At 74.8% G+C, this 11363-nt stretch carries 11 protein-coding genes; 2 read left to right on the top strand and 9 right to left on the bottom strand.

All coding sequences use genetic code 11. From position 1 onward, the window contains the following. Window positions 1-82 precede the first annotated feature (82 nt). Window positions 83-1585, bottom strand: a complete 1503-nt coding sequence (locus tag IE330_RS35510) for an aldehyde dehydrogenase family protein (RefSeq protein ID WP_190140303.1) — start codon at window positions 1583-1585, stop codon at window positions 83-85. Between the two features lie 195 nt (window positions 1586-1780). On the opposite strand from IE330_RS35510, the gene IE330_RS35505 reads away from it, so the two are divergent. Further along, complete coding sequence (locus IE330_RS35505; protein WP_229926155.1) at window positions 1781-2608, top strand: hypothetical protein; 828 nt, start codon at window positions 1781-1783, stop codon at window positions 2606-2608. A 129-nt stretch (window positions 2609-2737) separates the two neighbouring features. Here the strand turns inward: IE330_RS35505 and IE330_RS35500 are convergent, their stop codons facing one another. Beyond that, a complete protein-coding gene (locus tag IE330_RS35500) occupies window positions 2738-3274 on the bottom strand; it encodes a hypothetical protein (RefSeq protein ID WP_190140302.1) in 537 nt (178 codons plus the stop codon). Beyond that, window positions 3256-3522: a helix-turn-helix transcriptional regulator gene (locus IE330_RS35495; protein WP_190140301.1), complete on the bottom strand. Its 267-nt coding sequence runs from the start codon at window positions 3520-3522 to the stop codon at window positions 3256-3258. The genes IE330_RS35500 and IE330_RS35495 overlap by 19 nt, the downstream gene beginning before the upstream one ends. Before the next feature lie 329 nt (window positions 3523-3851). Between IE330_RS35495 and IE330_RS35490 the strand changes: the two genes are divergently transcribed. Then, entirely contained in the window at window positions 3852-4334 is a 483-nt protein-coding gene (locus tag IE330_RS35490; protein WP_190140300.1) for a hypothetical protein, read from the top strand. Window positions 4335-4452: 118 nt separating this feature from the next. Here IE330_RS35490 and IE330_RS35485 read toward each other — a convergent pair whose 3' ends face one another. From IE330_RS35485 to IE330_RS35460, 6 genes are all read right to left on the bottom strand, one after another. Then, window positions 4453-5400: a LysR family transcriptional regulator gene (locus tag IE330_RS35485; protein WP_190140299.1), complete on the bottom strand. Its 948-nt coding sequence runs from the start codon at window positions 5398-5400 to the stop codon at window positions 4453-4455. Between the two features lie 75 nt (window positions 5401-5475). Next, window positions 5476-6297, bottom strand: a complete 822-nt coding sequence (locus tag IE330_RS35480) for a serine/threonine kinase C-terminal domain-containing protein (protein ID WP_190140298.1) — start codon at window positions 6295-6297, stop codon at window positions 5476-5478. Window positions 6298-6301: 4 nt separating this feature from the next. Next, complete coding sequence (locus IE330_RS35475) at window positions 6302-6796, bottom strand: hypothetical protein (RefSeq protein WP_190140297.1); 495 nt, start codon at window positions 6794-6796, stop codon at window positions 6302-6304. Then, window positions 6793-8730 (bottom strand): AbeC-like domain-containing protein, encoded by a 1938-nt coding sequence (locus IE330_RS35470; protein WP_190140296.1) that lies wholly within the window; start codon window positions 8728-8730, stop codon window positions 6793-6795. The genes IE330_RS35475 and IE330_RS35470 overlap by 4 nt, the downstream gene beginning before the upstream one ends. Before the next feature lie 354 nt (window positions 8731-9084). After that, window positions 9085-10074 (bottom strand): malate dehydrogenase, encoded by a 990-nt coding sequence (locus IE330_RS35465; RefSeq protein ID WP_190140295.1) that lies wholly within the window; start codon window positions 10072-10074, stop codon window positions 9085-9087. A 551-nt stretch (window positions 10075-10625) separates the two neighbouring features. Next, window positions 10626-11363: DUF2690 domain-containing protein (locus IE330_RS35460; protein ID WP_190140294.1), on the bottom strand; the 738-nt coding region annotated here is incomplete at its 5' end.

Raw genomic sequence — 11363 nt, 5'->3', positions numbered from 1 at the left:
CGCCCCGGGGGGGGGGCGGCCCGCCGCGGGCTCCTCGGGGCGGGTGCGCCCGGGTGCGGCCCCGCGGCGGGCGGCTCGGGGCTCAGCCCTTGAACCAGCGCACCGGGGCGGGCGCCAGGTTCTCGTAGACGTGCTTGGTCTCGCGGTACTCGGCGAGTCCGGCCGGGCCCAGCTCGCGGCCGACGCCGCTCTTGCCGAAGCCGCCCCACTCCGCCTGCGGCAGGTAGGGGTGGAAGTCGTTGATCCAGACGGTGCCGTGGCGCATCCGGCGGGCCATGCGGCGGGCGCGGCCGGAGTCGGTGGTCCACACGGCGCCCGCGAGCCCGTACTCGGTGTCGTTGGCGAGGGCCAGGGCCTCGTCCTCGGTGCGGAAGGTCTCCACGGTCAGGACCGGGCCGAAGACCTCCTCGCGGACGACCTTCATCTCGCGGCGGCAGCCGTCCAGGACGGTCGGCTCGTAGAAGTAGCCGGTGGCGGGGCGGACGTCGCTCGGCTCGGGGCGCTTGCCGCCGCAGCGCAGCACCGCGCCCTCCTCCAGGGCGGAGGCCACGTACGCCTCGGTCTTCTCGCGCTGCTCCTTGGAGACCATCGGGCCGACCTCGACGCCGTCCTCGGTGCCCCGGCCGAGCCTGATCCGCTCGGCGCGGCGGGCGAGTTCGGCGACGAAGCGCTCGCGCACCGACTCCTCGACGATGAGCCGGCCACCGGCGGAGCAGACCTGGCCGCTGTGGATGAAGGCGGCGTTGAGCGCCTGGTCGACGGCCGTGTCGAAGCCCTCGTCGGTGGCGCAGGCGTCGGCGAAGACGACGTTGGGGTTCTTGCCGCCGAGCTCCAGGGCCACCTTCTTCACGCCGAGCGCGGCGGCCTGGGCGACCTTGGTGCCGGAGACGAGGCCGCCGGTGAAGGACACCAGGTCCACGCCGGGGTGCTCGGCGAGCCGGGCGCCGACGGTGTGGCCGGGGCCAGTGACGACGTTGGCGACGCCCTCGGGCAGACCGGCCTCGACGAGCAGTTCGACCAGCGCGACCGTGGTGAGCGGCGTGATCTCGCTGGGCTTGATCACGAAGGTGTTGCCGGCCGCGAGCGCGGGCGCGATCTTCCAACTGGCCTGGAGCAGCGGGTAGTTCCAGGGCGTGATCATCGAGCAGACGCCGACGGGCTCGTGCACGACGACGCTGTGGACGTCGTCGGACCCGGCGTCGACGACGCGGCCCGCGCCCTCGCCGATCACGAGGTCGGCGAAGTACCGGAAGGCGTCGGCCACGCAGTCGACGTCGACGCGGCCCTCCTCCAGGGTCTTGCCCGCGTCCCGGCTCTCCAGCAGGCCGATCTCCTCGCGGTCGCGGACCAGGAGGTCGGCGACGCGGCGCAGCAGCGCGGCGCGCTCGGCGACGGGCGTGGCAGGCCAGGGGCCCTCGTCGAAGGCCTTGCGGGCGGCGGCGATCGCGGCGTCCGCGTCCTCGGCGCCGCCCTCGGCGATCAGCGCGAAGGGCTTTCCGTCCGCCGGGTCGACGATCTCGCGCGTGGCGCCGGATGCCGCCGCGCGCCAAGCGCCGCCGACGTGGATGGTCTTTTGTGCGGACACGTCCCTGTTGCCTTCCGTTCCTTGCGCTTTCTCACCTAATGCCCCACCTGAGCTCCTGTGGTGGCCGGGTGCACCTCCCCTTGCCGGGGGAATCCATGCCGAATCGGTGGCCGAAAGTGCGCTGTGTCACTGCTCGCGCGGGTAGACGGGGTGAAACGTACGCGGGAAGCACGTTCTGTCACTGGAGGTGGCGTTATGGCTGGAATGTCTCGGGCGCGGGGACGCACCGCGAGCGCGGTCTGCGTGACGGCGGCGCTGGCGCTGCTGGTCCCCGCGTGTGCGTCGGACGACGACGGCGGCGACGGCGACGGCAAGGGCAGGAGGGGCGGCAAGGCGGGCGAGGGGGACCGGGGCACCGCGGCGCTGAGCGCCCGGGAGATCTCCGACAGGGCGAGGCGGGCGCTGCTCGGCGCCAAGTCCGTGCACATCGAGGTGGAGGACCGGAGCAAGGACGCCGAGAAGGACGACCCGGCGCACATGGACCTCGCCCTCGACCGGGACGGCAACTGCGCCGGAACCATGGGCTTCGCCCGCGGCGGGGGCCGGGCCGAGCTGGTGAAGCGGGGCGACAAGGTCTGGCTGAAGCCGGACGACGCGTTCTGGCGGAACCAGTTGCCGCGCGGGCAGGGCGAGGCGGCGGCCGAGCTGTTCAAGGGCCGCTACCTGCACGGCACCACGCGGGACGAGATGCTCAGGGACCTCTCGGAGATCTGCGACCTCAAGGAACTCCAGAGCGGCGTCGACGACGACCCCGAGGAGACCAAGGGCTTGAAGAAGGGCGGCGGCACGACGGTCGCCGGCACGCGGGTCGTCCCGCTGACGGCGACCGAGGACGGCGCGGACAAGGCGCTGTACGTGGCCTCGGAAGGGACGCCGTACCCGATCCGCATCACGCAGAAGGACGGCGACTCGGATCAGACGACGACGTTCTCGGACTACGACGAGCCGGTCCCGGTCAGGACGCCCGCGGCCAAGGAGTCGCTGGACATCGCCAAGCTGGAGAAGCGGCTGCGGCAGCCGTGAGGCCGCGGTGACGTGCGGAACCCGCCGCCGGCGGCGGGCGGACGCGGCGGCGGGCGGACGTGGGCGGCGGGCGGACGTGGGCGGAGGGACGCGGCGGCGGGCGGATGTGAGGCGGGGGGACGCGCGAGGTCAGGCCAGGGCGTCGGCGGCCTCGTCGGTGAACTCGTCCGCGGGCTCGTCCCGTACGGACAGGCCCGCCACCCACAGCGGGAGCAGCCAGTGCGTGACGAAGGCGCAGAACATCACCTGGAACACCAGCGCCTCGGCCTCCACACCCGCGAATCCGGCGACGCCCGTGCCGACCACGGCGGCGAGGAGCAGCCACAGCATGATCTGCTGGGCGCGGGCCCGCACCCGGTCGCGCTCGGCGCGCTGGCGCTCGTCGAGGGCGCGCGGCCGCAGTTCAAGCAGGCCGCGGGTGGTGCCGTTGAGGATCCCGGTGGCCACGCACCAGGGGATGAGCAGGCCGAACATCACCAGCACGCCCCACCCCGATTCACCGACCACGGTGGCCAGCCAGGCCGTGACGGCCCCCGCCGTCAGCGCGATGTGCGCGCACACCACGGCACGGCGCCGGGCGGCGGAGCGGCGGAAGGGCGCGGCCTCGGTCCGGTTCATCAGGGCGTGCATCCGCCGGTCGTACGAGGTCATCTGCTGCTGCGCCATGTCTCCTGGTCCCTCCCGTACAGCTCGTCCGTGAGCGGGCGGAACGGCTCCAAGGAGAACAGCGCCTCGACGGGGAGCCCGAAGTACCGCGCGATCTTCAGGGCGAGGTCGAGGCTCGGGTTGTACTGCCCCCGCTCGATGTAGCCGATGGTCTGGTAGTGGACCCCCACGGCCTCGGCCAGGCTCTGGCGCGACACCTTTCGCTCGGCGCGCACCACGGCCAGCCTGTTGTGGACCTGCTCGCTCATGTATAAGAAGTACTACATCAAGCAGCAGAGCGGCAACAGCCACCGGCCTCTTTCCGGACGGCGGCGCGGCCCGCCGCCCGCACACGGCCACCGGACCCGAATCGTCCGGAAGCCCCGTTGACGCTCCGCGCCGCGCGCCGGGGCCCGCCCGCCACCTCGTACGCGCGCGGGCGCGAAGCGCATGAAACGCGAACCATGTCTCGTATCCACCCCGCCACCCGCTCTCTCCGGTTTGTCGCGTTGTGCGGCTACCCAGGGCCGGGGTCCGGTACGAGGGTGACGAGCAGGCACCCGCCTGAACGACAGGACCGAGTGAAGGGTGATCCAGCATGACGTCGTTCGCACCGACCGGTCTGAGCGGCATCGGCACCTCGCCGCAGCAGCAGTCCTTCGGTCAGCAGTTCCCGCCGCAACTCCAGCAGCAGCTCCAGCAGTTCGGCCAGCAGCAGCCGTTCCAGGGCCTGCTCCAGCAGATGGGGCAGCAGCCCGGCACGCAGCCGCAGACGCAGTACCAGATGGGCTACGCCCAGGCCGTGCGCGCGCCCATCGTGCCCTTCCCGGGCTACGAGCGGGCGATGATCCTGCTGGTCGACGGGCGCCCCGTGCAGTTCCTCGACCCGAGTGAGTTCGCCATCCAGTCCGTCCTGTTCGCCATCCAGAGCGGCCAGGCCGTCCGCGTCGCCTACGACGACCGGCTGCTGGTCCGCGGCCTGGAGATCGAGGTGCCGCGCGGCGTCATCCAGCAGCAGGCGCAGCAGGCCCAGCACTCACAGCAACAGCCGCACCAACAGCACCAGCAGCACCAGTTCTGACCGCCCCCTCCTCATCCCCCCCTCCCGTGTGGGAACACGGCCCGGTCCGCCACCACCCCGGCGGGCCGGGCCGCTCCGCGCGCCCCGAGGGACGCCGACGAGCGCCCGGAGCTGTGCCTCACCCCGGCCTGACGGCCTCCGGGCCGCGCCGCACCACGTCCCGTACGCACGCCCGCAGCCAGGCGTGCGCCGGGTCCGCGTCGTGGCGCGGGTGCCAGGCCATGGCGAGGGCCAGCGGCGGCAGCTCCAGCGGGACCGGGAAGGTCACCAGGCCCAGGGCGTCGGTCAGCGGCCGCGACCAGGAGGTGTCGAGCCCCACCAGGTCGGTGCGCAACAGGATGAACAGCGACGCCGGGTACGTGGCCACGGCGCCCACCACCCGCCGCCGAAGGCCCCGTTCGGCGAGCGCCGCGTCGAGCGGCCCGGTCATGCGGCCCTTGCGGGACACCGTCAGATGGTCGGCGGCCGCGAACCGGCGCGGCGTCACCGTCCCCTGGAGGAGCGGGTGCCCGGGCCGTACGACGCCGACCATGACGTCCTCGCGGAAGCGCTCGACCCGCAGCTCGGGCGCGACCGTGTCGATGACGCCGACCTCCAGGTCCGCGGCGCCCTCGCGCAGCAGGGGCGCGTCGAGCCGGCTCTCCGGCAGGAAGCGCAGCCGCACCCCGGGCGCCTCCTCGGCCGCCCGGGCGAACAGCGCCGGGGCGAACGCGGCGGCCAGCGAGTCCTGCCCGACGACGGTGAGCGTCCGCTCGACGGTGCGCAGGTCCTGCGCGCCGGGCCCGGCGAACACCGCGCGGGCCCGCTCCACCACCGCCCCGACCTCCGCGCGCACCGCCAGCGCGTACGGCGTGGGCACCATGGCGTGGCCCGCCCGCACCAGGACCGGGTCGCCGAGCGCCTTGCGGATGCGGCCGAGCGTCCGGCTCATCGCGGGCTCGGAGAGGTGCAGGCGCCGGGCGGCGCCGCGCACGCTGCCCTCGTCGAGCAGCGCGTCGAGGGCGAGCAGCAGGTTCAGATCGACGTCGGGCCGGGGCGCGGCCCCGGGATCGCCGGATCGCGGCACGCGTCACCCCTCCTCACCGAGGCTGCGCCGGACAGCGGGTACCGGCCGAGCCTACGGCGCGCCGCCGGGCGGGGGTCAGCCGGTCCCGGGCTCGGGGCACACGGTGTCCGGTGGGCAGAACCAGGTCAGGGCGGTGGACACCAGGGCCTTGACCTCGTCCAGGCCCGCGGCCCGCGCCCCGTAGCCCACGAGCGCGTACCGCTTGCCGTCGGCCGCCTCGAAGCGGTGGTCCACGACGTACCAGGTGCCGACGTCCGGCTCGCCGTCGATGCGGCCCGTCACGTACGTGAGCCGCGCCGCGGGCCGCGTGCCGTCGCCCAGGGTCCTGAGCGACAGCTTCCGGAACGCCGGGGACTTCGGCACCTTCGTGTCGTCGAGGAAGTCCCGGAACGACGCCTCCGGCGACGGCTCGCTCACCTCGTACACCTGGAGCCGCCGGTTGGCGCCGTAGTCGCGGAAGTTGACGACGGACATGCCGCCGCCCAGCGACTCCACCTCGGCGCGGCTCCAGCCGATCGGCACGGCCACCCGGAACCCCTCGGGGTCGGTCACGGTCTCGTAGCCGCGCGGCGGGACCGCCGCCGCGGAGGACGCGCCGTCCGTCGGCGCCGGTGACGGCGCGTCCCCGGCGCCCAGGCCGCCCGCGTCGCCCTGCTCGCCCTGGCCGCCCTGCTCCCCGGCCGCGGACCGCGGCCCGAGGAGGTACGCCGTCGGCTCCGGCTCGTCCTTCCAGCCCAGCGCCCAGGCGCCGAAGGCGACCCCGCAGGCCGCGAGGGCCGCGACCGCCCCGCGCAGCGCGGCCCGCTGGCGCACCGCGTCCCGGGCGTGCAGCGCGGCGATCTCCCGCTCCCGGTCGCGCCCGACCCACTCCTGCCGGTCCTCGTCGAAGACACGCACGGGCTCAGCCGGGGAGCTGCGGGAGCTGGGCGAGGGCCTGGAGGACGGCCGTCACGGACGCGGCCGTCGTGGCGGCGGGCGCGTACGCCGCGAGGTGCGCGCGCACCCGCGCGACCGGCCCCGGGCCGCTGCGCCCCGTCCGCGTGATCTCGCCCTCCACGGCGGCGAGTCCGGCGTCGAGGTCCTCGTCGTCGGCCGCGCGCACGCCGCCCGCCAGGTCCCGGCGCAGGCGGCGGACCGCCGTGAGCAGGTCCGCGTACTCCGGGCGGGCCACCACCGTCGTGTAGTTGGTGGACTCCGCCGTGCCGTGCTCGCCGAAGGCCTGGGAGCCGCCGTTGATGGCGTTGATGGTGACGGTCGTCCCGCCGGTCCCCGCCCCTGTCCCGGCGCCGTTCCCGGTTCGGTTCCCGGTCCCGCTCCCGCCGGTGCCGCCGCCCCGGTCGCCGCCGCCGGTCCCGCCTGTGTGTCCGTCGGTGCCGTCGTGCGCGTCGTCGCTCATACCGTGCTCTTCTCCGTGTGGGTGGCCTGGCCGTGGGTGCCCGTGGCGAGGGCGCCGCCGGACATCTCGTTGATGTACACGCCGCTGTTGTTGATCTGCGTGATGTTCTGCTCCAGGCGGTCCGTGCGGTAGCCGCTGCGCCGCAGCGCGTCGCGCACGCCCTCGCCGATGCGGTCCTGGAGGGTCTTCGTGTACCGGGCGACGTCCATCTCCTGGAACAGGGACAGCTCGTCGGTGGCCGCGAGCTGGCGCAGCGAGACCAGCGGGGCGTCGGGGGGCGCGGTGCGCGCGGGCAGGGCGCGGGCGCCGAGGGCCCGCAGCGCGCGCACGGCCGGGGGCAGGGGGCGCGCGGGGGCGACGCCCCTGACGCCGTGGCGGGCTTCCGCCGCGCCCGGCTTGCTCAACTGCCCGTGGGAGCGTGGCGCCTTGAAGCCGTCAGCCGCGTCCGGGGCGGGCTCCGGCGCGTCCCCGGCCGCGCACCACAGCCGCAGCGTGTCGCCCAGCGACGGCAGTGCCCGCAGTGCGCCGATGCCGAGCGCCACCCCGAACGCGGGCCCGGCCACGCACGCCCGTACGGCGTCCCGCAGCGGCCCCGCGGGCTCGCTCGCCGCGACCGCGTCGACCGCGCGGAACTCGGGCAGGACGGGACCGAGCACGTGCGGCACCACTTCGAGCACCAGCATGCCGCCCTGGGTGTGCACCCGGACCAGGAGCGAGACCACGACCTGCTCGTTCCAGGAGCCGACCCGCAGCCGCAGGAAGTGGCGCCGGGCCTCCCCGCCCTCGCCCACCGCACCGGCGAGGTGCCGCCGCGCCTGCTCGGCGTCGTACACGAGCGCGGTCTCGTCGCCGTCGCCCGTGTACAGCCGCTCGTCCCGGCCCGCGCCCGCCGGAAGGTACACGAACTCGTCGATCTCCAGGTGCCGCAGCCGGTCCTTGCTCGTGGCCCCGGCCGAGCTGCGCAGGGCGCGCAGCCGGGGCTCGATCATGGTGATGACGTCACGGGCGGAGAGCGGGGCGCGGGCGCCCTGCGCCGGCACGCCCCCCGCCGTGTCCCCGGTGTCGTCGCGCTTCAGCTCCAGGACCACCGACCACGGCTTGCGGGGCGTCCCGGCGCCCACGAAGGGGCGGTTGACGTCGTAGAGGGTGAGCGGGGCGGCCTGTTCCCGGCGCACGCGCGCGGCGATGCCCGCGTACCGCGCGGGCAGCGGGGGCTGCTCGGTCTCGGCGAACACCTGCCGGGCGAGCAAGGTCCGCAAAGCCCGCTCGGCGCGGAACCGGTGGCGCCACACGACCGCCGCCACCAGCAACGGGAAGATCACCGGGTACGGCGTTTCGGTGATGCCGTCGAGCGCCGCGACCCCGTACGTGACGGCGAACGTCCAGGCCAGGAACGTCACCAGCCACCCGAACCGCCGCCGCAGCCAGGCCGGCACCGCGGGCAGCGCCACCGGGCGCAGCGGCGCCCCGGTGCCGGTGTCGCGGCCGGAGACGATCCGCCCGCACCACAGGAGCAGCACGACCGCCGCGTACCAGAGGGCCCAGCCGCCGGGCAGCACGGCTCCGGCCTCGTCGCCGGGTACGCCCTCGCCGCCGTCGAAGGGCAGCCGCAGGACGTCCCCGAAGGACAGGCCCGCGTCGCCGCCGGCGCGGTCGTTGGCGGCGTCCCAGGCCATCAGCGCGTCGGTGGCGAGGAACCCCGCCCACACCGCGAGCAGCAGCAGCGCGCTGACCAGCTCCTCGCGCCGGGCGCGCAGCGCGTGGGCGAGCACCGGCAGCACGTCCGCGCCGGACGGCGGCGCGACCGGGCGCTCGGCGTGGCCGACGAGTTCGCCGATGACCCGTCTGCGGAAGTCCGCGTTCGTCCGCGCCCCGGCGCACAGCAGCCGCGTCGCCTCGGTGTGCGCGTAGTCGCGCGGTGAGTCGCCTCGCATGGCGGGCACCGTAGCGGCGCGGCGGTGGCCCCGTACGCGGAATCGGGCCGATGTCCTCCGGACCGGCGAGGCGGGTGGGGCGGGTGTGCCGGGGCGGTTCCGGGAGGACGGCGAACGCCCCTGGTGGCCGTGGGAACGGCCGCCAGGGGCGTCTCGTGCGGGCGCGTCCGGGCGCGGTCCGCTGTGCGCGGACGCGCCCGGCTGCGTCTATGTGCGGGTGGACGTGCGTCCGGGGCGTCTCCCTCGTCGTACGTCTGTCCTCGTCGTACGTCTGCCCGGGGGCGCGTCCCGTGGTACGGCTGCCCGAGGGCGTGTCCCGTCGTACGTCCGTCCGCGGTGGCGGGGCGGTGGGGCTCAGATGAGGCCGAGGGAGCGGACCGCCTCGCGCTCCTCCTCCAGCTCCTTGACGGAGGCGTCGATGCGGGCGCGGGAGAAGTCGTTGATCTCCAGGCCCTGCACGATCTCGTACGTGCCGTTCTTGGTGGTGACCGGGAAGGACGAGATCAGGCCCTCGGGGACGCCGTACGAGCCGTCGGACGGGATGCCCATGGACGTCCAGTCGCCCTCGGCGGTGCCGTTCACCCAGGTGTGGACGTGGTCGATCGCGGCGTTCGCGGCCGACGCGGCCGAGGACGCGCCGCGGGCCTCGATGATCGCGGCGCCGCGCTTGGCGACGGTCGGGATGAAGGTGTCGGCCAGCCACTGCTCGTCGTTGACGACCTCGGCGGCGTTCTTGCCCGCGATCTGCGCGTGGAAGACGTCCGGGTACTGGGTCGCCGAGTGGTTGCCCCAGATGGTGAGCCGCTTGATGTCCGAGACCGGGGTGCCGGTCTTCTTCGCGAGCTGCGAGATCGCGCGGTTGTGGTCGAGGCGGGTCATCGCGGTGAAGCGCTCCGCCGGTACGTCCGGGGCGGCGGCCTGCGCGATGAGCGCGTTGGTGTTGGCCGGGTTGCCCACGACCAGGACCTTCACGTCGTCCGCGGCGTGGTCGTTGATGGCCTTGCCCTGCGGCTTGAAGATGCCGCCGTTGGCCTCCAGGAGGTCGCCGCGCTCCATGCCCTTGGTGCGCGGGCGGGCGCCGACGAGCAGGGCGACGTTGGCGCCGTCGAAGGCCACGTTCGGGTCGTCGGTGATCTCGATGCCGCGCAGCAGCGGGAAGGCGCAGTCGTCGAGCTCCATCGCGGTGCCCTCGGCGGCCTTCAGCGCCGGGGTGATCTCCAGCAGGCGCAGGTTGACCGGCACGTCGGCGCCGAGCAGGTGGCCCGACGCGATGCGGAAGAGCAGCGCGTAGCCGATCTGGCCGGCCGCGCCGGTGACGGTGACATTCACGGGAGTGCGGGTCATGGCGATCTCCGTAAGAGCTCGGCGGTCGGGGCCCCTGCCCCATGTGCTGGATCCTCGCCGACGCCGCCTCGATCGCTTTTCGATGATCGATCTCTTGGCATCAAGAGAGATCCGCGGTCAGGCTACCGCCTGGTCGGGCCGGAGGCCTCAGGGGGTGGTGTGGCCCTGCCGGGCCGGGGTCCACGCCGGGGTCCACCTGGCGGCCGCCACCTGAGGAGGGGGGAGTGGCGGCCGCCTGCGGGGTGTGACCACTCCCGTGGGGGTAGGGGGCGTTTGCCCCGTGGGGGGTGGGCCATGCGTGGGCCTCGGCGGTTTTTCGGGGTTTCTTTTCCCGCCCGCCCACCCGTGGCTCCCCGGCTTTCGCCTGCCCGGGTCCGACGCGTAGCGCTTTCCCCGCCGTTGTTGGTGTTCTCTCCCGCCCGCCCGCCCGTGGCTCCCCGGCTTTCGACCGGCCGGGTTCGGCGCGTAGCGCTTTCCCGCCGTTGTTGGTGTTCTCTCCCGCCCGTGCGGTCCCGGCGCGGTGCGCTTTGCCGTGTGTTGTTGCTGTGGGGTTACTTCGTGCAGGCTCGTTGGCCTGTGGTCAGGGTTGCGCAGGCCTTGGCCTGGGTGGGGGAGGTGACCGGGACCATCGGCGTGTACGCGTCCGCGTCCCCGTCCACCGTCCCGCTCTGGCGGCTCCCCGCGCCCCCGCCCGCCCCGGTGATCCGCACCGTGTCCCCGGGCCTCGCCTGCGTTATGCGCGCCCACGCGGCCCCGCAGGTCTTGCTGTGGCGGACCTCGACGAGCGTCTTCGCGCCGACCGTCACCCGCGCCGTCGTACGGGCGAACTCGCCGCCGCAGCCCATGTTCTCCGGGTCCTTGCCCGCGCACGCGGCCCCGCTGCACTCCACCCCCGGCGGCAGGTCCGCCGTGGACGTCGTGGGCGCGGCGGACCGCTCGGCCTTGCCGTCGCCCCCGTCGCCGCCGACGCCGGTGAGGAACACCGCCGCCGCGATGACGACGAGCGCGCCCCCGACCCCCGCGAGGAACATCGTCAGCTTCCGCTTGCGCCGCTGCCCGTCGGGCGACTTCCCGTCGGGCCCCGCGGACACCACGGGCACGCTCCCGGCCCCGCCGCCGTACGCCGTGGCGGCCGCGGCGTGCGCGGAGGCCGCGGCCGTGGGCGGCGTCGCCGAGGCGTCGTACGAGGGGGAGGACGGCGGGGACGAGGCCGTGGGGAGCGAGGTGACGGTCGGCGGCGGCACCGCGCCCGGGGCCGCCGCGCCCTCGACGGCCGCCCCCGCCCCGTG

Origin of the sequence: Streptomyces longispororuber (assembly GCF_014656095.1) — a bacterium.
GTDB lineage: Bacteria > Actinomycetota > Actinomycetes > Streptomycetales > Streptomycetaceae > Streptomyces > Streptomyces longispororuber.
Note: the sequence above shows the minus strand (reverse complement) of the source record. Positions and strands in the feature narration are given on the sequence as shown.